Annotated in this window: 19 protein-coding genes; 8 read left to right on the top strand and 11 right to left on the bottom strand. The window is 48.7% G+C overall.

The genetic code is table 11. The features are described from left to right. Positions 1-90: 90 nt before the first annotated feature. Both PKOR_RS07230 and PKOR_RS07225 read left to right on the top strand, forming a co-directional pair. Positions 91-312 carry a DUF2795 domain-containing protein gene (locus PKOR_RS07230; protein WP_025608825.1) on the top strand — a complete coding sequence of 74 codons (222 nt, stop codon included), beginning with the start codon at positions 91-93 and terminating at the stop codon, positions 310-312. An 85-nt stretch (positions 313-397) separates the two neighbouring features. Continuing rightward, complete coding sequence (locus PKOR_RS07225; protein WP_046309976.1) at positions 398-1,129, top strand: ABC transporter ATP-binding protein; 732 nt, start codon at positions 398-400, stop codon at positions 1,127-1,129. Between the two features lie 33 nt (positions 1,130-1,162). Here PKOR_RS07225 and PKOR_RS07220 read toward each other — a convergent pair whose 3' ends face one another. Together PKOR_RS07220 and queA are read right to left on the bottom strand one after the other, a co-directional pair. Continuing rightward, positions 1,163-1,843, bottom strand: a complete 681-nt coding sequence (locus tag PKOR_RS07220) for a 2-C-methyl-D-erythritol 4-phosphate cytidylyltransferase (RefSeq protein WP_046309975.1) — start codon at positions 1,841-1,843, stop codon at positions 1,163-1,165. Between the two features lie 155 nt (positions 1,844-1,998). Further along, a complete protein-coding gene (gene queA / locus PKOR_RS07215) occupies positions 1,999-3,045 on the bottom strand; it encodes a tRNA preQ1(34) S-adenosylmethionine ribosyltransferase-isomerase QueA (protein WP_046309974.1) in 1,047 nt (348 codons plus the stop codon). A 202-nt stretch (positions 3,046-3,247) separates the two neighbouring features. Between queA and PKOR_RS07210 the strand changes: the two genes are divergently transcribed. Next, complete coding sequence (locus PKOR_RS07210) at positions 3,248-4,495, top strand: ABC transporter permease (protein ID WP_046309973.1); 1,248 nt, start codon at positions 3,248-3,250, stop codon at positions 4,493-4,495. Between the two features lie 149 nt (positions 4,496-4,644). After that, positions 4,645-5,508, top strand: coding sequence for an LOG family protein (locus PKOR_RS07205; protein ID WP_084694741.1), 864 nt, complete (start codon positions 4,645-4,647; stop codon positions 5,506-5,508). A 90-nt stretch (positions 5,509-5,598) separates the two neighbouring features. Here PKOR_RS07205 and PKOR_RS07200 read toward each other — a convergent pair whose 3' ends face one another. The 3 genes from PKOR_RS07200 to PKOR_RS07190 are packed head-to-tail and all read right to left on the bottom strand — an operon-like array spanning position 5,599 to position 11,519. Further along, positions 5,599-7,716 carry a hypothetical protein gene (locus PKOR_RS07200; RefSeq protein WP_235337312.1) on the bottom strand — a complete coding sequence of 706 codons (2,118 nt, stop codon included), beginning with the start codon at positions 7,714-7,716 and terminating at the stop codon, positions 5,599-5,601. Between the two features lie 36 nt (positions 7,717-7,752). Continuing rightward, entirely contained in the window at positions 7,753-8,823 is a 1,071-nt protein-coding gene (locus tag PKOR_RS07195) for a DUF4249 domain-containing protein (RefSeq protein ID WP_046309971.1), read from the bottom strand. After that, positions 8,823-11,519 (bottom strand): TonB-dependent receptor, encoded by a 2,697-nt coding sequence (locus PKOR_RS07190; RefSeq protein WP_046309969.1) that lies wholly within the window; start codon positions 11,517-11,519, stop codon positions 8,823-8,825. Before PKOR_RS07190 ends, PKOR_RS07195 begins: the two co-directional genes overlap by 1 nt. 231 nt (positions 11,520-11,750) lie before the next feature. On the opposite strand from PKOR_RS07190, the gene PKOR_RS07185 reads away from it, so the two are divergent. Both PKOR_RS07185 and uvrA read left to right on the top strand, forming a co-directional pair. Continuing rightward, complete coding sequence (locus PKOR_RS07185) at positions 11,751-12,143, top strand: DUF202 domain-containing protein (protein ID WP_052738755.1); 393 nt, start codon at positions 11,751-11,753, stop codon at positions 12,141-12,143. A 152-nt stretch (positions 12,144-12,295) separates the two neighbouring features. Further along, a complete protein-coding gene (gene uvrA, locus PKOR_RS07180; protein WP_046309967.1) occupies positions 12,296-15,199 on the top strand; it encodes an excinuclease ABC subunit UvrA in 2,904 nt (967 codons plus the stop codon). Between the two features lie 53 nt (positions 15,200-15,252). Here the strand turns inward: uvrA and PKOR_RS07175 are convergent, their stop codons facing one another. Both PKOR_RS07175 and PKOR_RS07170 read right to left on the bottom strand, forming a co-directional pair. Continuing rightward, entirely contained in the window at positions 15,253-15,825 is a 573-nt protein-coding gene (locus PKOR_RS07175; protein WP_046309965.1) for a DUF4142 domain-containing protein, read from the bottom strand. A gap of 84 nt (positions 15,826-15,909) precedes the next feature. Continuing rightward, entirely contained in the window at positions 15,910-16,494 is a 585-nt protein-coding gene (locus PKOR_RS07170) for a DUF4142 domain-containing protein (RefSeq protein WP_046309964.1), read from the bottom strand. A gap of 221 nt (positions 16,495-16,715) precedes the next feature. Between PKOR_RS07170 and PKOR_RS07165 the strand changes: the two genes are divergently transcribed. Next, positions 16,716-17,402, top strand: a complete 687-nt coding sequence (locus tag PKOR_RS07165; protein WP_052738754.1) for a hypothetical protein — start codon at positions 16,716-16,718, stop codon at positions 17,400-17,402. 78 nt (positions 17,403-17,480) lie between these two features. On the opposite strand, the gene PKOR_RS07160 is transcribed toward PKOR_RS07165, so the two are convergent. Together PKOR_RS07160 and PKOR_RS07155 are read right to left on the bottom strand one after the other, a co-directional pair. Next, positions 17,481-18,197 (bottom strand): TapB family protein, encoded by a 717-nt coding sequence (locus PKOR_RS07160; RefSeq protein ID WP_046309963.1) that lies wholly within the window; start codon positions 18,195-18,197, stop codon positions 17,481-17,483. A 177-nt stretch (positions 18,198-18,374) separates the two neighbouring features. Further along, complete coding sequence (locus PKOR_RS07155; RefSeq protein ID WP_235337310.1) at positions 18,375-18,995, bottom strand: hypothetical protein; 621 nt, start codon at positions 18,993-18,995, stop codon at positions 18,375-18,377. Positions 18,996-19,201: 206 nt separating this feature from the next. Between PKOR_RS07155 and PKOR_RS07150 the strand changes: the two genes are divergently transcribed. Next, entirely contained in the window at positions 19,202-19,846 is a 645-nt protein-coding gene (locus PKOR_RS07150; protein ID WP_046309962.1) for an SDR family oxidoreductase, read from the top strand. A gap of 55 nt (positions 19,847-19,901) precedes the next feature. Here the strand turns inward: PKOR_RS07150 and yiaK are convergent, their stop codons facing one another. Together yiaK and rpoN are read right to left on the bottom strand one after the other, a co-directional pair. Continuing rightward, positions 19,902-20,885, bottom strand: a complete 984-nt coding sequence (gene yiaK / locus PKOR_RS07145) for a 3-dehydro-L-gulonate 2-dehydrogenase (protein ID WP_046309961.1) — start codon at positions 20,883-20,885, stop codon at positions 19,902-19,904. 141 nt (positions 20,886-21,026) lie between these two features. Next, positions 21,027-22,466, bottom strand: coding sequence for an RNA polymerase factor sigma-54 (gene rpoN, locus PKOR_RS07140; protein ID WP_046309960.1), 1,440 nt, complete (start codon positions 22,464-22,466; stop codon positions 21,027-21,029). Positions 22,467-22,512 lie beyond the last annotated feature (46 nt).

Here is a 22,512-nt window from a genome sequence, read left to right as displayed (position 1 = left end):
TTAATTTTTAGCGAAAATTTTTGTTCATGTTTTTTTTTATACTTTTGCGAACAATTTTACACAAGCCAATAAGTTAAAGGAGAAAATATTATGTACTGGACACTTGAATTAGCTTCGTATCTGGAGGATGCACCCTGGCCAGCCACTAAAGATGAGCTGATTGACTTTTCTATCCGTTCTGGAGCCCCTATGGAGGTTGTAGAAAACCTGCAGGCCCTGGAGGACGACGGACAGCCTTATGAGAACATCGAGGAAATCTGGCCTGACTATCCTACCAAAGAGGATTTCATGTTTAACGAGGACGAGTACTAATAATGAATAGCTGAGTGGGCTGCGGGTAATTGCTTGCTGGGGTCTTAAATCCTAACTTTATCCACTACTCATTCATCTATATTCATTGAAGTCGATCGTCGAAGCAAAAAACTTGGTTGCGGGTTATGGCCAAAGAGTCCTTATCCGCAACCTTTCCTTTTCAATACCCTCCCCTGCCTTTATTGCCGTTATCGGTCATAATGGTGCTGGTAAGACTACGCTTTTCCGAGCCTTTCAGGGAAAAATAGATTATCAGGGGCAACTCCTGGTGCAGGGCCAAAACCTGCGACACCTTTCCAACCCCTCTGGAAAAGGTCTTATTGCTTACCTCCCCCAAAAGAACGTTATCAACTTCCCCATAAAGGTGCACGACCTGATAGTAATGGGGCTTTTTCGTAAGAAGCGGTTTTTTGAAAACTACAGCGCAGAAGACTATACCTTGGCAGCTCAGACACTAGAGCAGCTACAGCTTTCCCACCTGATAGACCATGATTTTACCACGCTCTCTGGCGGAGAGCAACAGCTGGTATGGCTGGCTCAGCTCATGCTGCAAGATGCCGGTATCAATTTGCTAGATGAGCCTACCCAGCAACTGGATATCTACTATAAGAATCAGGTATTCGCGCTACTGCAGAACTGGGTGCAACAAAGCGGAAAAACTGTTCTTTGCATTACCCACGACCTTCAGAACCTAACCCACATGCAGGGATACCTGCTGAACCTCTCAAAACCTGCTCCTGTACTCGAACCTATCTCGTCGCAGACTGTGCAGGAGAACCTTACTTTTCTGGAGGCTGGCCGCCACCCAGTATTATAATTAGCAGAAGCTGGTGGTACCGTTGCTAAAAGACTAAAAGCCCTGGCTTGCAAAGGCTTCTGCAAGTATAAGATCTTCGGGCGTGGTGATTTTGATATTACGGTAGCTGCCTTCCACTAAAGTTATACGTTCACCTATACTTTCTACCACAGAGGCATCGTCGGTAAAATGCTCCTGCTCTGGTTGCTCATAGGCTTTGCGCAGCACACCTGCCTGAAAGCATTGGGGCGTTTGCACTAATTTATACTTAGCACGCGGCACAGCCCTGCTTCCCTCCTCTGTAAGCTCACGAATAGAGTCCTTTGGCGATACGGCCACTACGGCACTTCCATTGCTAGCTGCAGTCTCAAAAGCATCTTTAATAGTTGCCACGTCTACAAAAGGGCGTACCCCATCATGCACTGCCACCAAGGCATCTCCCAGCACAGTATCCAGTCCGTTTTTAACAGAACCAAATCTTGTTCTGCCGCCCGGTACGGTCATGTGGAACAGCTTGAAATTATGCTTTTTACACAGGCTACGCCAGGTATTCTGCTGCTCCTGTGGTAGTACCACTACTAGCCTTATCTGCGGATTATACTTGTAAAACTGCTCAACGGTACGCATCAGAATTGGCTTCCCAGCTACTTCTATAAACTGCTTCGGGATGTCGTGCTGCATGCGGCTACCGCTGCCGCCTGCCACTATAATTGCGTATTCAGGAAGTTGTGTCATGGAGCAAAGTTAGAAAGTTAGAGAGTTAGAAGGTTAAAAAGTTAGAGGTGTTGTGGTATACTGGCTACAGCAACGCAACACCTCATATTTGAAAGGTCCCAATAAAAAGCCCCGGCTTTCGGGCCGGGGCTTTTTACTTTGGCAATAATTTATACTTACAGGATCAGCATTACGTCGCCGTAGCTGAAGAAACGATATTTCTCTTTTACAGCTTCTTCATATGCTTTCATGATCAGGTCATAACCACCAAATGCTGCAGCCATCATCAGCAGTGTGCTTTCTGGCATGTGGAAGTTAGTAAGCAGCGCATTAGCAATCTTGAAATCGTACGGAGGGAAGATAAAACGGTCTGTCCAGCCCTCGTTTGCCTTCAGGCGGCTATTTGCCGATACAGAAGACTCCAGTGCACGCATGGTAGTCGTACCAATGGCACACACACGCTTCTTGCTATCCAAGGCTTTGTTTACACGATCAGCCGTAGCAGCAGGCACCATAAAGTTTTCAGAGTCCATTTTGTGCTTAGTCAGGTCTTCTACATCCACTGGACGGAAAGTACCCAAACCTACGTGCAGCGTAATTGGCTCCACGTCCACACCTTTGATTTCAAGGCGCTTCAGAACTTCTTTAGTGAAGTGCAGGCCTGCAGTTGGGGCTGCCACAGCACCAACATTCTGAGCATACACTGTCTGGTAACGCTCACGATCTTCTGGCTCAGCCTCGCGCTTGATATACTTCGGAAGCGGAGTCTCACCTAAATCGTTAATTGTTTTGTAGAACTCCTCATCGGTGCCATCAAACAAAAATTTGATCGTGCGGCCACGGGAAGTAGTGTTGTCTATTACTTCAGCAACCAGGTCGCTATCGCCAAAGTACAACTTGTTACCCACACGGATTTTACGGGCAGGATCTACCAGCACATCCCATAGGTGAATGTCTTTGTTGAGCTCACGCAGCAGGAACACCTCAATTTTAGCTCCTGTCTTCTCCTTATTACCATAAAGGCGCGCAGGAAACACTTTGGTGTCGTTCACCACCATTACGTCGCCTTCGTCGAAGTACTCCAGGATGTCTTTAAAGATACGGTGCTCGATTTTACCTGTATCACGGTGTACCACCATCATGCGCGACTCGTCGCGGTTTTCAGTTGGATGTGTGGCCAGATGGCTTTCAGGGAGCTCGAATTTAAATTCTGATAATTTCATATATCAAATATTACGGTATTTGGTTCCTATACTTGTACAGTATCTCTGGTTAAACAACAACAGAAAATCCTGCAGGGGTTCATAAACAACCGTCTACTAAAAAACAAAAAATCAAGCCGCAAATTTACTCAGTTTGACCGAATTATTCTTACTTTTAATAAAATTACTTCGTTTCTGTTTAACCTGACACGAGAAGAAAATTATGATCTACCTGCGGCTTATAGCAGAAAGCTTCCGCTTTGCGTGGCAGGCCTTGCGTGCTAACCTCCTGCGCACCATCCTGTCGCTGTTGGGGGTGACAATTGGTATTTTCGCTATTATCTCGGTTTTTACTCTGGTAGACTCGCTGGAACGCAACGTACGCGACAGCATGAGCTTTATCGGCGAAAAAGTGATTTACGTGCAGAAGTGGCCATGGTCTTTCGGGGGCAGTTACCCGTGGTGGAAATATTTCCAGCGGCCAGAGCCTACGGAGCGGGAGTTCAGGCAGCTGGAGCGGCGCATAACCACCAGCAATGGCGTGGCTATCTTCTCCAGCAAGGGCGGCAACACCTTTAAGCACTCCAACAACAGCTACTCTGATGGTAACCTGATGGGTATCTCTTACGACTACCCTAAAGTAAGCGAGGTACCGATAACCGAGGGGCGCTATTTTACACCCCAGGAATCTAATGCAGCCCGTAATGTAATTGTAATCGGGGATGAAGTAGCTAAAACCCTGTTTCCATATGGCAGCCCGCTAGGGCAAACGCTGAAGGTAGGAGGTCAGAAATTTACGGTAATTGGAGTAATAGAAAAGCAAGGTGAGAATATCTTTGGGATGCCCAACATGGACCAGATGGGTATGATTCCGTATAGTACATTTTCGAAGATGTATGATGTTGGCCCTAATGGCATGGGTTCTACCATCGCTCTGAAAGGACGTGATGATGACCCGGGGTTACTAGAATTAGAATATGAGACGCAGGGTCTGATGCGCAACATACGTGGCCTGCGCCCCCGCGACGAAGACAACTTTGCCATGAACCGGCCTGAAATGGCTACAGAAGCTATAGGTAGCTTTTTCGATGTGGTAGGCTTGGCTGGCTGGGTAATTGGCGGCTTTGCTATACTTGTAGGAGGCTTTGGCATTGCCAACATCATGTTCGTGTCTGTTAAGGAGCGAACAAACATCATTGGCATACAAAAGTCATTGGGGGCAAAGAACTACTTTATACTCTTCCAGTTTCTGTTTGAGTCGGTGTTTCTGAGCTTGTTAGGTGGTGGCATTGGTATCTTACTGGTGTTTCTGCTCACGCTCATTCCGCAGGACATGATGAAGATCACGCTGTCGGTTGGCAACATTATACTTGGCCTCGGCGTATCGGCCGTTATCGGCATGCTTTCAGGTATTATACCTGCTGTACTGGCCTCAAATCTTGATCCTGTAATTGCCATTCGATCAAAATAAAGATACATTTACGTGTTTGGCCTGTCAGTTTCTCTCCCTCACAAGTGCTGCAGGTCCGGACGAATTTTATAAAAATATGTGTTGATGCATGCCTGAGTTTTTCAGGCATAAGGGGCAGCAGCCTCTGCAGAAGATGACGAGAAATAACTATGACGAAGCTTAGAAAAACGAGCAAAACACAGCTGCACGAGAGTACAGTAAACTCTGGCAGCGGGCAAACCATTCTGAAACCGGATGTAAACGATAATAAAGCCAGATCGGTATCGGATCTGCGTGAGAGCGGCCAGTCTACGGCCCCTCCTGCCTCTGAAGAGGATATAAAAGTTCGCCAGGCTTTTGTAGATAAGGACTGGAATGAAATTAAAATTGCGGACTCTTGGCAAATCTTTAAAGTAATGGCCGAGTTCGTAGAAGGCTTTGAGAAGCTAGCTAAGATTGGCCCATGCGTGTCTATCTTTGGCTCGGCCCGCACCAAGTCTGACAACAAGTACTACATTATGGCCGAGGAGATCGCTGCTAAGTTGGTACGCCATGGCTATGGCGTAATCACAGGCGGTGGCCCAGGCATTATGGAGGCTGGCAACAAAGGCGCTCACTCCGAGGGCGGCAAGTCAGTAGGCCTGAACATACAGCTGCCATTCGAGCAGTTCAACAACATCTACATCGACTCCGATAAGCTCATCAACTTCGACTACTTCTTTGTGCGCAAAGTGATGTTTGTAAAGTATGCACAGGGCTTTGTGGTAATGCCTGGTGGATTTGGCACACTAGATGAGTTGTTTGAAGCGATTACCCTGATCCAGACCAAGAAGATCGGTGCATTCCCTATCGTACTGGTGGGTCGCTCTTATTGGGAAGGCCTGTTCAAGTGGATTGAGGACGTGATGCTGAATATGGAAACCAACATCAGCCCGGAAGACCTTGACCTGGTACACATTGTAGACGATGCCTCTGAGGCCGTGAAAATTATTGACGACTTTTACAGCAAATACCTGCTGTCTCCAAACTTCTAAGAAGTTTATACTTATTAAAGAAGCCCGCTACGTATGCAGCGGGCTTCTTCTTTTTAGGAGCGTCGCCTGTTTGTCAGCTGCTTCTTACTCTTACTTTACCAGCCTCACTTCAAAGTCTGCTTCACCACTTACAGGTACGCCGTCTGCTGTTTGGCCTTGCACTTTTACAATGAAGATTCCTGTCTCATCAGAAGTGTAAAATGAGAAAGAGGCTTTTCCATCGGTACCTACCTTGAGCTGCGGCTCCCAAAATACCAGTTTTCTAAAATCGGGAGTCAGCGTTTGGCTACCTGCCTCTGCACCGGCATTCGGGGAAGCTACAAAAGCGCTCGGGCGGTTATACTGCTCATACAGCATAGCATACCCTTTCTCTTTAAGCCGCTCTCTTGCTTCTCCACTTTTAGTGTACACAGCCAGCATACCATTTTCGGCTACATGACCCAGATTGCCGGCATATAGCTTTTCTTCCATCCAGGCTAGTTCAAAAGATGCGATATCATTCAGGTCGAGGTTGAGTATCTCCTCCATACTGTTCACTACCACACCATCTATCAGGTAAATCGGCTCACCTTTCATCAGCTTCTTCACGCCCGGCCTTACATACAATAAGCGCGCGACGTACTTCCCCTTTTTCTTGCTTAGCCTTAGGTTAGTGGTTGCTTCTCTTATGGCCTCTTCTACACTGTTGAAGGCAACATAGTCATCCAGCTTAAAAACTTTATCGGCTGGCAACTTAGGAATAGGCGCAACAGCGTGAGGCTCTGCAAGCCCATATACTTCATTTATTCTAACTCTATTATGATGCTGTAGCGCGTAGCTTAACACACTCTGTGGCAATGCCTGCACAAAAGCGGTATCGGTTCGTGCGTTGTAATTAGAAGCAACCATTGGCTCCATCACACCATCGCGTGCAAAGGCATCAACCAACTGCTCTAGCTGGTACTTTGTCTCTAGTTTTCCAAGTACCAGACCTTTCCATAGCCCTTCATCGACGGCCTGTATAAGCGCTAGTTTGTCTGGTAATGTATCTGCCCAAAAGGATGGATTTTTTGCCAGTGGCATATGAAAGTCTGTTTGAAAAGCGGCTACAGACACAGCAACATCCGCTGCAAGTGGTGCTCCCTGCCCATCCAGTACCTGTAGGGTTACCTGTACTTGTTGGCGTGGGGCATACTGCTGCTGCTCTGTGCTCACAGAAACCCTTGCATCTGACTGTGGTGGCAGCACCAATCGTTCTGCCTCTGCCAAGCCACCCGGGTTTAACAACAAAAGCCTCACAGGCTCTCCAGCTTTTGCCTGCCGCGGCACAGTCACCGTACCACTTCCCTTTCCCTGATTTACTAAGTATACTTTGCCGCCCGAAGCTGCCACCAATGTATGAGCCCAGGGCGTGGTATTGTTTACTTTGATTTGCAGTTCGTCCTCATTTTGACCTTCCATAGAGAGTGCAAGTCCATGCTGCTTTGCCTTTGGCAGTACTGCACGCTGCGCCAGGTAACCATCAGCTTGCACCAGTGCCTCGTACTGTGCCTGCGGATCAGGCCGAAACTCAAGTAAACCTATCCCGGTATCATCAGTCTGAAAAGATGCCACGGTTTCACCGGCTTCATTTTCTATGCTGCCGGTAGCAGCTATACCTGTACCCGCAGCATTGGTTACCACCGCCGCTACCTTGGCCGGAACTCCTGCCACCACGCTATTCGACTCCGGAAAGAACTGTACTGCTAGCTTTTGACTCGCCTCGAAGGGAGCTTTATCTTTCAGCGCCACCACTTCTCCTGCATTTACTATCAGCAACTTCTCGCGGTACTGCTGCTTATTGCTGAAGTTCTTCATCCAGTTGGTTCTAGCCAGCAGGGTATAGTGCCCGGTAGGCAGATGTTGGGGCAACAGTATATCCCCCGAAGCGATGCTTTCATCTATAACCAGCCGCTGCCTTACAATAAGTTGCCCTTGCGCATTCAGCAGCTCAACATAAAGTGCTTTGCTTAGAGGTTGTGAGGAGCTTTTGTTCAGGTGTGCCTTATACCATAGCCGCTCGCCCGCTGCATAGTATGGCTGGCTGTGCACCAACCGCACCTGTTCATCAGACAACAGCATCTGCACTTGCCCTGCACCGGGTGAGGCAACCTGTGCCTGCTGCCCTAGCACATTATAACTCAGTAATGGCGCCAGCAGAAGTATAAGCAATTGTTTTGTAGTTCTCATAATAAAGTCACGATGAGCCATCAATGGCAAGTGAATTTAAAAACCTTCAGGTCTTTGGTCGGTCACGTTAGGGTAAAGGAACAGGTAACGGCAATCTCCGAAGGGCAGCTCATAAGGCACTCCCGGAAAAGGGGCATAAAGATGACGCGGTATCATGATAGCATCCTCTGTGAGTGCTGACGCGCTGAAGTAGCCTATTACCTGCTCCTCTGGATTGGTTGTGCAAAATAAGTTGCCCCTGATCTTTGCCGGAGGCGGGTCGAAAATGCTACCGACACTTGATTGCTGCTCATTGAACAGTCGCCAGAATTCATATGCCTCTGCTGTTAGTGAATATTGCCGCACCTTTACCCGATACTTGGTAGGTATATCCCCAGGAACAACTACAACGGCATGCTCAAACAGGTGTCCGTTCACCAGCCTGTCGCTGGAGGTAACGGCTTTTGTGTTGATGCTCCCTACATTTGCCCAGCAGATGCCTGGAGGCGGGGGCGTTATTTCCGGCACTCTTGAGAAATACTCAAAAACACCCTCTGTGTCCCAGCGGTAGTAGTTGCCTCCCTCTTCCGGGTCCTGTACCTGCACTTTTACCTCAAAGCCTACAGACCGTTTCTCCACCAGCATTCCGGCACTGTTTTCCTCCACATTCACGAACTCCTTAAACTCATAGTTTATACTTTGGATAAGGGGCACCGGCTTCAGCAGTTCAGGCCTTGACTCATACTCCCGCCTATCTGGTAGTATAATGTGTATCGAATAAGCTTTACCAACCTCTACCTGAAAATCATCCTCCTGCAGAACGTACTCCCCTTCACGCACTCTCTCATACAGCTGCATTCTTTTGCCCTGGTTATCCCTTAATGTAACAGTAGCTCCGACTACCGGCTCATTTAGCACCACCTGCCTCTCCCCATCAAATGGCTCCGACCACGACAGCCTCACCTTGTTCAGGTCGGGCCTGTTTTGGTTTGTAACCATGCCATCTACTACCAGTAGCCGTTTGTCGGTGCCGGTTTTCAATTCGAAAGGCTCCACACAGGCCTGTAGCCCCATACAGATCAGCAACAGGGCCCAAAGCCAGCTTTTATGTTCTGTTCTCTCCTGCATTATTTTGTTATTTTAAAGTTGTAGGTGATGGCTGGCACGGCAGAGCCTATAACCGAGAGCTTGTAGGCCTGCGGTATGGTGCCGCCATAGGCAGGCTTAAAGTATACCGAGTATGGATTTTTTCGCCCGTACAGGTTATATACCGAGAAGGTCCAGCTGCTAACCTTGTTCACGTTTCGCTTATTGGTGCCATCAATGGTCAATGCCACATCCAGGCGGTGGTAGTCTGGTATGCGGTGCTGATTTCTGTCGCTGTAGTTCACCATAAGCAAGCCTCCCACCATCGATACAGACTCAGGATATGTGATTGGCCTACCGGTGCTGTAGGTGAAGTTGGCAGAGAAGCTTATCAGGCGGCTCAGCTGCTGGTTCAGTATCATCGTAAAATCATGCGGCTTGTCGTAGTTAGCAGGAAAGTAGCTTCCGTTGTTAATCTTCTCTTCTGGTGTAGGGCCATCAACTTTGCGCAGCGATCGGGAGAAAGTATAGCTGGCCCAGCCAGTAAGCTTTTTGCCCTTGCGGCGCACCATCAACTCCACCCCATAAGCTTTACCATCGCCAGGTAAAAGGTCTGCATCCAGCGTGCTGTTCAACAGCAACCGTGCACCGTCTTTATACTCCACCAGGTTATGCAGCATTTTGTAATAGCCTTCTGCAGATAACTCCACAGAATTGTCTTGCATATTTTTGAAAAAGCCCAGCGCCACCTGATCGCCCACCTGCGGTTTCAGGTAAGGGTTGCTGGTTTTCCAGATGTCTACAGGAGAGGCGGCAGCGGTATTGGAGATGAGGTGGATGTACTGCACCATACGGTTGTAGCCAAGTTTAACGGAGCTGTTTTCTCCCAGTGCCACACGCAGAGATACACGTGGTTCCAGGTAATGGTACTGCTTTATAAGCTTCCCGCTGCCGTAATGCAAGGTATCTGTAATGCTAGACTCACGCCTTGGCAACTCTGGATTGTACACATACACACTACCCGGCCCCAGGTTAAAATAGGAAGAGTAGCGCAAGCCATAAGATGCCGATACTTTAGAACTCAAAATATATTCGTGGTCAAGGTATAAAGCTGTTTCCAAAGACCTTTCATGCGGCATTTTTATGTGCAGCAGGCTTGATTGTTCAGAGGAAGGCTTCAATTCGCCAGAGTTGAAATCATATAATGTAGAAGAAGCGCCGAGGCCAATTTTATGCTGCGGAGTAGGCTCATAGTTGAAGTCCGCTTTTAGCAGTTTATACTTGATGTCGGAGTCGAGTGTGAAGTTGTTCGGCGGCGTCTCAGCACTTACTCCATACTGATAATCTCCGATAACGCCGGTAACTGTGGAGAACAGCTTATTACTGAAAGTGTGGCCCCACTTGAAGGTGCCGGTGGCTGTGCCCCAGGTATAGGTTGTATCAGCTCCAAACCTAAAGCTATCGCGGCTAAAGTAGCCCGATACCATCAGTTGGTCTTTTTCGCTGAGCGTATAGCTAAGCTTAGCATTGAGGTCGTAGAAGTAGCCATCACTGTCTCTAACAGACTTGTTTGGCACATACCGCATCATCAGGCCTGGGTAAGCTCCTCTTCCACCCAGCACAAAAGAAGCCTTGTCTTTCACAAGTGGCCCCTCTACCATTAACCTGCTGGAAAGTAAGCCAATGCCCCCGCTCACGATAGGCGTTGTTTTACTACCATCCTTCATTTTTACATCCAGCACCGACGATACCCGCCCACCAAAACGGGAAGGAATACCGCCGCGGTAAAGTGTCACATCCTCTACCATATCCGGATTGAACACTGAAAAGAAGCCGAACAGATGAGAAGAGTTAAACAAAGGTGCCTCGTCCTGCAAAATCAGGTTTTGATCTACGCTGCCCCCGCGCACGTTAAAGCCAGTGGCACCCTCCCCTACAGTTGTCACGCCTGGCATGGCCAGCACGCTTCGCACCACATCCACCTCTCCCAGAAAGGCCGGTATAGCTTTTACTTCTTTTATGTTGAGGCGGGCAACACCCATCTCCAGGCTTGCCACATTCTGGTCAGGTGCCACGGCAGATACCTCTACCTCTCGTAGTTGATTAGATACTTCGAAAAGCTCCACATTGAGTATGCGGCTCTGCTGCAGCTGTAGCCTGCGCTTGTCTGCTACCATGCCAACGGCTCTTACCTCGAGCGTATAATTACCTGCCGGCACAGTGAGGGCGAAGTATCCCTTACCATCCGTTACAGTGCCTTTCTTCAACTCCTCGATAAGCACAGCGGCCCCTATACTTGGCTCTCTTGTTTTGGCTTCTATAACGTATCCGCTGAGGGTAACCATGCGGTTGTTGCCGGACTTTGCGGCCGCAGCTCCTGCCAAGGCTCCTTGGGATTCGGTTGTGTCTGCATCAGAAGTTAAGCCGGGCACCAGCACCACGGTCTGAGGATCATAGAGTATGGCGGTGAGCTGCGCAGTGGCCAGCACTTTACGTAATACCGAAGGCAGGGGCTCCTCCTGAAAAATTTGGGTTACCTGCACACCATCCAGCCACTCCCCCAGGTAAAACATGCGTAGCTCATGCTTCTCCTGCAGGTCGAGTAGTACGTTCTTTAGAGGCTGATTCGAATAGGTGGCAGTAACAAGTACTGGCTCTGATTTCTGCTGTGCGTGTGCGTGTACTACGGCTATACAGAGACACCAGCAAAGTATAGCAAAACGGTAAAGTCTGTTCATGAGGAGTTCTGCAATGGCAACACCTGCAGTATAAAGAGCTATACTTGCTAGTACTCTGTATATGAGATGCTTTACTTATATAGCAATATAGCTCTATTATATAAAATCACAAACAGATCCTGATTTATCAAAAAAAGCTCACATCATCAGCTTGTTTTTTTCACCTGTAGTTAGCCTGAAGTATATGCTGCTGCTTCTTATCCCCCTACTGCACATTGCGTATAACCGTGCATGGGTATCAGAAAAATATTAAGCAGGAAGAGAAGAAAGGAAATAAAGCAGGACCTCAAGGTCAAAGAAAAGCAGAACCTTGAAATTCGGGATAGCTTGGCTATGGAGCGAACTAAACTTGCAAACGAGCGCACGTTTCTTGCCTACATGCGGACAGCCATGGCTATGGTGCTGGCTGGGCTCACGTTTATAAAGGTTTTTGAAGAAGACCCGTTTTACATAGGGGTGGGCATTGCATTTATTCCGGTTGGTATGGCTGTGGCGGCCTTCGGCTACTACAGGTTTGCCAGAAAGAAACGGGAGGTGTCGCAGCATACAGAGGCTTATACCCCTACCAGCCAGGTACACGCCGAGGTGATAGAGCAGGAGAAGGTTATGCCTGACAGGCAGTAACTGCATGCTATACTTCTGGTATTTTGCCCACTGCTTTAAACCAGCTAAGCCTAAACCTATTGCTGCTTATTTCTGTTAAGATAGGTTAGCGTTCTGCAACGGCAAAGCGCTGATAATTTTATACCTTTGCTATTTAAAATACGCATTCCTGAATGGCTTTTAACCAAGCGCAAGAAACAACCGGCACCGCTACTGCTTTCCCTCAGAATGGGGAAGCACAGCAGATAGAAGTATATGGTGCCCGCGAACATAACCTGAAGAATATTTCCATTAAGCTGCCGCGCTACAAGTTGGTGGTGTTCACTGGCATCAGTGGCTCGGGCAAGTCATCTTTGGCTTTTGATACCATCTATGCCGAAGGACAGCGCCGCTACATGGAAACATTCTCGGCCTACGCCCGCTCGTTTATGGGTGGGCTGGAGCGCCCCGAGGTAGACAAGATTGAAGGTCTGTCGCCGGTAATCTCTATTGAGCAGAAAACCACCAGCCGCAACCCGCGCTCTACGGTGGGTACTATCACCGAAATCTACGACTTTATGCGTCTGCTTTGGGCTCGTACCGCAGAGGCGTATAGCTATGTAACCGGCGAGAAAATGGTGCGCCAGAGCGATGACCAAATTGTGAATCATATTCTGGAGCATTTCGACGGCAAGCGCATAGTGGTGCTGGCACCGGTGGTAAAAGGGCGAAAAGGCCATTACCGCGAGCTGTTCCAGCAGATCCGCAAGATGGGCTTTATACGCGCACGTATAGATGGTGAACTGGTAGAGATCGCTCCTAAAATGCAGGTAGATCGCTATAAGATTCACGATATCGAGATTGTGATCGACAAGGTTGTGGTGAAGGAGGAGGATCGCTTCCGCCTCTCTGGCTCTATACAGAACGCACTAACCCACGGTAAAGGCACTGTACTTATACTTGATGCGGATGCTGACAAGACGCACTTCTTCTCACGCCACCTCATGGATCCTGCCACCGGTATTGCCTATGATGACCCGGCTCCTAACAGCTTCTCGTTCAACTCTCCTTATGGCGCCTGCCCGGTATGTAATGGTTTGGGCGAGATACAGGAAATAACAGAAGAGTCGGTTATCCCTGACAAGGAGCTAAGTATACGCCGGGGCGGTATTGCCCCACTGGGCGAGTACCGCGATATCTGGATCTTTAAGCAGATTGAGGCACTGTTCAAGCACTTTAAGGTATCGGTAGCTACGCCAATAAAAGACCTGCCAGAGGATGTGCTGAATATGTTACTGTATGGTCTGGAAGAAGACTTGGAGGTAAAGACCAAAAAGGGCAACTACATAGTAGAGTTTGAGGGCATCATCAACTTCCTGAAAAACCAGATGGAGTCTGACTCGGATAACATACGCTCTTGGGTAGATGACTTCACACAAACAAGCACTTGTCCGGAGTGTAATGGCTACCGTCTTAAGAAAGAGTCGCTGCACTTTAAGATCGATAACAAGAATATTGGCGAGCTTTCGGTGCTGGATATTAATAAGCTGGCTGCTTGGTTTGAGGGACTGGAAGAGCGCATGAGTGAGCGCCAGAACGTAATCGCCCGTGAACTGCTCAAAGAGATTCGCAAGCGTATCGGCTTCCTGCTGGATGTTGGCTTGGATTACCTGAGCCTGCACCGCCCTGTAAAGACATTGTCGGGTGGTGAGAGCCAGCGTATACGCCTGGCCACGCAGATTGGTACGCAGCTGGTTGGGGTACTCTACATTATGGACGAGCCAAGTATAGGCCTGCACCAGCGCGATAACGAACGCCTGATAAACGCCCTGAAAGACCTGCGCGATTTGGGTAATTCCATTATTGTAGTGGAGCACGACAAGGACATGATCCTGCAGTCTGACTACGTGGTGGACATTGGCCCAGGAGCTGGTATACACGGCGGGCAAGTGGTTACGGCAGGCACTCCGGAAGACATGATGAAAGCCGGCACCACTACGGCTGAGTTTCTGAGCAACCGCAGGGGCATTGAGGTGCCACGTGTAAAACGACCGGGCACAGGTGAGGTATTGCGCCTTATCGGAGCCACTGGCCATAACCTGAAAAATGTAACGCTGGAACTACCATTAGGCAAGATGATCTGCGTAACTGGTGTATCAGGAAGCGGCAAGTCATCGCTGATTCACGACACACTGTACCCTATACTTAACACCCATTTCTTCAGAGCCAAGCGAGAGCCGCTCCCATACAAGAGCATCGAGGGGCTGGAGCATATCGACAAAGTTATTGAGGTGGATCAGTCGCCGATTGGCCGTACACCACGCTCTAATCCTGCTACTTATACTGGCGTGTTTACCGATATCCGTACGCTGTTTGCGCAGCTACCGGAGGCGAAGATCAGGGGTTACTCTCCAGGCCGCTTCTCCTTTAACGTGAAGGGTGGCCGATGCGAAGCCTGCGAGGGTGCCGGTATGCGTACCATTGAGATGAACTTCCTTCCGGATGTATATGTGCCTTGTGAGGTATGTAAAGGCAAGCGCTACAACCGCGAAACACTGGAAGTACGCTTCAAGGGCAAGAGCATTACTGACGTGCTGGACATGACCGTAGAGCAGGCAGTGGAGTTCTTCGAAAGCCAGCCGCGTATATTGCGCAAGATTCAAACCTTGAACGAGGTAGGCTTGGGCTACATTACGCTTGGCCAACAGGCTACTACTCTATCGGGTGGCGAGGCGCAGCGCGTGAAACTGGCCACAGAGCTATCGAAGAAAGACACCGGCAAGACGCTTTATATCCTGGATGAGCCAACAACTGGCTTGCACTTCCAGGACATTGAGCACCTAACGGAGGTACTGCATAAGCTAACGGACAAAGGCAATACTGTACTTATTATCGAGCACAACCTCGACCTGATCAAAATAGCCGACCATATTATTGACATTGGCCCGGAAGGTGGTGAAGGTGGCGGTACCATAGTTGCTTCAGGCACACCAGAAGAAGTAGCTGCTGTTAGCAAAGGCTATACTTCGCGTTTCCTGAAGGAGGAGCTGAAAACCAGCCACTACCGTGAGAATAATGAGGAAGAGGCTAAGGCTTAAGTATCCATAAACAACAAAAAGCCCGCTGCCAAAATATGGTAGCGGGCTTTTTGTTACAGGTTATCTATCGAGTCCTGCAGCTTTTCCAGTACCTGCTGATGCTCCCTTAGCAGGGGCAGCTGTTTACTTGCATATTGCTTCAGCTCCATTACTTTACCGTGCTTCACCATATCCTCGTAACGCTCAATCAGCTTTTCATTCTGGTCTACGATGCGCTTCAGGTAAGTCAGGTCGAAAGAGATGCCTGATTTATCTGTTACCTCCTGGTACACCTTATGGTGCGCATCACCAAGGGTAGATGGAAGTACAAAGTTGCTTTGGTTAGCCATATCACGCAGGTCGTTGAGTATATTCTGGTGCGCTTGTACCATTTCCTGCGCCAACCCCTGTACCTCAGGGCTAACTGCCATACTTGAGGCGGCTTCGCCTAACTGCACCTGCAGCATACTAGCGCTTGCAGCCTCTGCCGCAAAGAGGGCATCATTTCTCATGTCTTCCTGTACACCTGCTTCCTCAAACTGCTGCACGCTTTGATCTGCAGCCTGGTTAATGCTGTCATCGGAGCCGCAGGCAGTGGCAAGCGCCATAGCTAAAAGGGCGAAAACGTTTAGTATATGCTTTCTCATATGAGTTTAGGTTAAAATGTATAAAGCATCTGCAAGATAAGATTTGCAGATGCTTTATAAAAACCTGCTTTGCAAGCCGTATTGTTACTGCTGTTTTTGTTGCATCGTGCTGTCGATCTGGTTCGCACGATCCAGGTGCTCTCGCAGCTTAGGTAGTGTGGTAGTAGCAAAGCTTTTCACCTCTGCGTCTTGTATGTTATTAGAGGCATCTTCAAATAAAGTAACTGCCTCCTCGTGTGAGCTAACCATCAAGTCCATATATTCCTGATCGAACTCCCTGCCTTTTTTATCCTGCAGGCTTTGCAGCTGATCCTTATGATCCTGGCCTAAGCTATCTGGCAGTGTAACGTTTTTCTGCTGTGCCAGCTGTTTCATTTGCTCATTTGCCTTGGTGTGGTCAGCCACCATCATTTTACCATATTCCTTAACCTGCTGGTTCTGGGCTCTATCCTGAGCAAGGCGGCCTGCCTCTACTTCCAACATGCTGTTGCTGGCAGCTTTAGTCATGAAGTCAGAGATATTCGTCATTTGATCTTCCATACCAGTGTTCTGAGCCTGCTGCTCGTTCACCTCCTGTGCTTCTTCTACCGCACCCTGCTGTTGGTTACATGACACGATACCAAATAGAAAGGCACCGGCCAACATACCTGTTGAAATAATCTTTTTCATAGTTTTACTTTATTAAGTTATGCATAGATCTTTTAATCGATTTTGTATACGCCACCTACACATTGGAGTTATCAAAAGCCGCTCTAGTAGCCTGTAGAGCCAGTATAACAGACCGCTGCTAACAATCTGTGGCTTTGGCTGTAACAAATTTTATCAGAAGATGTAAAGCATTAATACCGCTCTCCTTTCCCTCTATCAGGCACAAATAAGCAAGCATAAAAATGAAAAAATGCAAGTATGTTTCCGCTTTACTTGGGCTGGCATTGCTGGTGCTGCCGCTCAGCCACACCCTGGCACAAGACACTAACGAGGGGCTCATAATAAACCCCAAGCACGACCGCATTCTGAAGCTGCACCCGCTTCAGGTAGGCGAGGTTTACATTTCTTATGAAAAGATGCGCTCAAACTATATCTCCAACGAGTTTGGCCTGAGCTATGTGTACCAAGGCTATCTGAAGAGCGATGACTTTTTGCCTGAGGGAGTAAAGGTAGGAGGCGTGCATGTACGCATGAGCCAGCGCTACTATACTTCTAAGAAGCAGGATGGGGTACCATTTGGTTTCTTCCACGGGCCACTCTTTGGGTACCGTTTCATGGCTTTTGAAGAGAACGTGTTCGACCGCCCCATGCAAGATCCTGCTGACCCCGACTACCAGTTTGTTGGCCGCCTCTACCAAAACTCGCTTGAACTCAGCTACCAACTTGGAGGCCAGTTCTTGCTAGGCAAGCAGCTAACGATGGAGGTGTCTGGGGCCTTGGGAGCACGCCTGAAGTACGCACTTGCCAAAGGTGCCGGCGACTTACTAACCGAAAATATCATAGGCCATACATTGGTAGCGGAAGATAACTCGGCCATCTTTATAGTACCGTCGCCGCAGTTAAACATATCTGTGGGTTATTCTTTTTAACACAGCCTATACAAGTATAAAGCGCCACCTCCAAGTAAAAGGAGGTGGCGCTTCGTGAACAACGGACAAAGCCTGTTTTTACTCGATTTTGCTCAGAACCGTGTAAGACTGCAGTTTGCCATTGCGGTAAGTTTCTGATCGTACACTACCAATTTGGGGCACATAATATTCTACAGTTTCAATGCGCATGCCAGGCATCTTCATACCCATGGCACGATTCTCCATTTCGGTGCTTTGCCGGATCTTGTAGCTATCGTAAGTGCCTGCAGGCACTTTTATACTTTCTTTGCCTTCCACTGTGCGGTTCATAACTTTCATCACCATCGTCATCATGCTCTGACCGCTGCTCTTATCTTTCATTTCCATGGTCATGGTACCGTCTTCTAGCTTCTGCCCTGCCTGCAAATTGCTTGGATACAGCATTTTGTCGCCCTCCATGGTCATCTCCATGTTATTCTGACTTTCCATCATGCCCGGGTTCAGCAGTGAGCGCATGTCCATCCAGATAGCGCCGTCCTCGCAGCCAACTACAAAATCACCCTCCGTAGCCAATTGCCCCTTATCGTCAAAAATCCGGCTGTGTATGGTTGCCTCCACTTTTCCACCGGTGCGGTTTATCGCCTTCACATTATACATAACGCGTCCGGTCTGCCGATCTTTTTTGTCGTAGGTCAGAAGCTCATAGGCTGCATTATCGCGCAGCAACTGATAGTCGGCGCAGTTGGTTTGCGCCTTGGTTGGCACCGCTAGCAACAGCAGGCAACACAGCAACGGAATAAGAATTTTGCGCACCATAATTACCTTGTAAATCAATATAACTTAACCAAGTATATTTATACTTGATTGACTGGTGCAAGGCTATCGTTCTTGCCGCTTTTAAGTATAGCGGGGATGTGGCAGAGTGTAGGTTTGTAATTTTTAAGTAAAGAAACTGAAGCTACCTTACAAGCTACTGACCTGTACCTGATGCACTTATTGCAAAGCCACCGACGAAGCTAATGCTAGCAGTAAGCCACTACCAAAACCTGCATAAACCTCTGCCGGAGTATGAGCATGTAACGCCAGACGGGCCGACATAACTGCTCCTGTCAGAAAGATGGCAACAGCTATCGGGAAAATAAGCATTGCGTCGGGAGCCAGCTTGTTAAGCACCAGTAGCAGTCCCAGGCACCCGCCCATACCTATACTATGCGCGCTAATCTTCCAGAACTGCGAGATGGCAAAAGCCAGAAAAACAGAGGCGGCGATAATACCCATCACGAAATAGAACACAGCATCATACGCTTGCTCGCGGTAAAACAGGTAAGAGGTGGCTGCGTAGCATACGCCGGTAAACAGCAAGGGAAATCCGCGCTGCTCACGCCTATCCATCTCCATAGAGTCGAGGTAGCCAAGCCGTACCATAGCTAAAGCAGCTACAGCAGGTATAATAAAAGTGGTAAAGAAGATCATAGCCAGAACGATCCAGCGCACACGCAGCGGCAGCGTAAGCGTGGAAGCTGGCATATAATAGAGTATAACTGCAAAAAGGTAGGTGGGCAACAACAGCGGGTGAAACACCACCGATAGTGTTTTCGCGAGCGAACGGTTCACTTTAAAGTATTATGTTTTTAAATCGTACTACGGGTTTTACCAAAAGATTACAAACGGCAATATCCATTTTTTATATGTTTTAAACAGGATATCATCCAGCAGATTTATCTACTGATGTTTGCCTGGCAATAACATTTAATCCTCCCTCCTGTTCAGAATAAAGTAGCTTAGTTAAACAGTCATACCAAAAAGAAATACACTTAGATATGAAAGTATTGTTGATTGGTGCCAATGGCCAGGTAGGCCAGCATATAGTAGACATGTTGCAAGACAACGACCTGCACAGCCTTCGCGCCATGGTTCGCAAAGAAGAACAGGCACAGGAGCTTCAGAAAAGGGGCATTGAGGCAGTATTGGCCAACCTGGAAGGCTCTGTAGACGAGCTGGCAAAAGCTATGGAAGGTTGCGATGCCGTAGTATTCAGTGCTGGTTCCGGAGGTAGCACGGGCTATGACAAGACACTGCTCATCGACCTGGATGGTGCCGCCAAAGCTGTTGAGGCTGCCGAGAAGGCAGGTATCAAGCGCTTCATCATGGTGAGTGCCATACAGGCTCATCGCCGTGAAAACTGGAGCGAAGAACTTAAGCCTTACTTTGTAGCCAAGCACTATGCTGATAAGGTTCTGGAGGCAAGCAGCCTGAACTATACTATCGTAAGGCCCGGCGGACTACTTAATGAACCAGCCACTGGTAAAGTAAAGGTTGCTGAGGACTTGGAGAGAGGCTCCATCCCTAGAGAGGATGTTGCTGCAGTCATTATCCGGAGCCTAACTGAAGAAAAAGCCTTCCGACGCTCCTTCGACCTGGTTTCAGGGGAAACTCCTGTTGCTGAGGCACTACAATTATTGTAATAAAGTATAAACATTACCTGCTCTGCCCCTGCCAAAGTTTAATCTTAGGAGAAACCTACAGTTGCTGTACCTGCTGCCACATTTCCTCGTTTACAGGTATACCTTCTTTGCTGTTCTTTTCCCGGGCGGCTAAAGTACCCTCTCCTGGATAGCGCACTTCTCCGTCACGGTCACCGCCTGCACTGCTCTTGGTATAACTGATGATATTCTCCAGAATAGACTCATCCAGTTTCTCGGCATTTATGCACAGGAAAAACTGCGATACTCCGGCTTCTTTCCCGTCGGCAGAAATTTGCTCAACTGTGCGACCTCCGCTTAATGAGGCAACCAGCACGTCCAGCATCAGTGCCAATCCTGAGCCTTTCCAGAACCCGATGGGCAATGCGCTGCTAGTTTCTTTTATCGCCACAGGGTCAGTTGTCAGGTTGCCCTCGGCATCATAGCCACCATAGTATGGCAGCTTTTCTCCTTTTAGCTCATACTCCTGCATTTTGCCGTAGGAGAACTGCGATATGGCCATGTCCTGCACCATGTGCCCCTTCTTTCGTGGCACGGCTATTACCAGCGGGTTATTTCCCAATCGCGGCTCTGAGCCTCCGTAGGGCGGCATACTGGCAAGGGCGTTGGTAGAGCAGATAGCAATGCAACCGGCATCTGCAGCCTGCCAGCCATAGGTGCCTCCGCGCATCCAGTGGTTTGTGTTTCTTACAGCCACGCAACCCATACCATTCTCTTTTGCCAGCTCTATAGCCCGCTGCATCGCCTTTGTGGCAGTATACATACCCGGAGCCAAGTTACCATCCCACTGCTCTACCACGCCATTGTGCCCTACCTTTTCAGGCTCGGCATCTGCTTTCACCAAACCTTCTTTTACCAAATCCACAAACACCGGGAAACGGTTTAGTCCGTGGGAGTACACGCCATCCCTGCTGTTCTCCGCAAAGATCCTGGCACACAGCTCCGCCTTGTTGTCAGCAAAGCCTACGTTTAGCAGTACTTTCCTGAACTGCGCCTTGAGCTCCTCAAATGATATCTTCATTGTTGATTTGTTTGTTCACTCCCGGGTGTACGGTAGCAGCCAATACTTCGGTTAGAAACAGGGGAACAAAGGCATAGCAGTGCACAGTTTATGCGCTGCCGATGCACAGGGGAAAGCTAATTTATACTTTGAAATAAGAGATTACAACTCCTTACGCAGGCGTGCTACCGGAATATTCAATTGCTCACGGTACTTGGCCACCGTGCGGCGGGCAATGTTGTAGCCTTTTTCGTTCAGCATCTTCTCTATTTTCTCATCGGAAAGCGGCTTACGCTTATCTTCATTATCGATGATTTCTTTCAGGATATGCTTCACCTCACGGCTACTAGCATCCTCGCCAGAGTCAGTGGCGATACCCTCTGAGAAAAAATACTTGAGCGGGTAGATTCCGAATTCTGTCTGTACGGCTTTGCTGTTGGCTACACGGCTAACCGTGGAAATGTCCATACCAATCTCCTCGGCAATGTCTTTTAGGATCATCGGGCGCAGCTCGCTTTCATCGCCTTCCAGAAAGAAGTCGTGCTGGTACTTTATGATAGCCTCCATGGTGCGCAGCAGCGTGTTCTGGCGCTGGCGAATGGCATCTATAAACCACTTGGCTGCGTCCAGCTTCTGCTTTACAAAGGCTACTGTCTCCTTCAGCTTCTTGTCCTTTTTGTCCGACTTGTCATAGGCATCGAACATATCAGCGTAAGAGCGGCTGATGCGCAAGTCTGGGGCGTTGCGGGAGTTAAGCGACAGCTCCAGCTGGCCATTATTGTTGGTAAGTATAAAGTCGGGGATAATGTACTGCACGCGCGCAATACCGGCACCAGAACCGCCTGGCTTTGGGTTCAACCTTGTTATCAGGTCCACAGCTTTCTTCAGGTCATCCTCCGTCACGTTAAACTTGGACAGGATTTTCTGGTAATGCTTTTTCGTGAACTCGTCAAAGGCCTGCCTGATGATGCGCTCAGCCAGTACGGTAGTAGCATCCTGTTCACGGCGCTCCAGCTGCAGCAAAAGGCACTCCGGCAAATCACGGGCGGCAATACCTGCAGGGTCGAAACTCTGAATCAGGTGCAGCACCTGCTCTATCTCCTCCTCTGTTGTTTCGATATTCTGCGAAAAGGCAAGGTCGTTGGCAATAGAACTCAACTCACGACGGATGTACCCGTCGCTGTCAATGCTGCCAATAAGCTGCAGTCCAATGCTGTATTGCTTGTCGTCCAGGCTCAGAAAGCCTAACTGGTCGAGCAGCGAGTCGGTAAGCGTGGAGGCCATTGCGATAGGCATCTCCTTGTCTTCCTCATCTCCACCTCGGTCGCCCTGCATTTTATAGCCGCTTATCTCATCGTCGTTTAGGTAGTCGTTCAGGTCGATGTCATCGTCCTGACTATAGTCCTCCTCATACTCATCCGATGAATCGCTGTACTCTTCGGCAGGTTCGTCGCGGCCTTCTTCCAGGGCGGGGTTTACCTCCAGCTCCTCTTTTATGCGCGCCTCCAACTCAGCAGTAGGTATCTGCAGCAGCTTGATAAATTGTATCTGCTGCGGCGATAGCTTCTGTGATAAAAGTTGTCTTAAATCGAGTCGCTGCATAGTTTTTAGAGAAAAAATCGCGCCCTTGTGCGCACGTCCAAATTTA

This window comes from Pontibacter korlensis (assembly GCF_000973725.1).
GTDB classification, from domain to species: Bacteria; Bacteroidota; Bacteroidia; order Cytophagales; family Hymenobacteraceae; genus Pontibacter; species Pontibacter korlensis.
The sequence above is the reverse complement of the archived record's forward strand: the minus strand, read 5'-3'. Positions and strand labels throughout refer to the sequence as shown.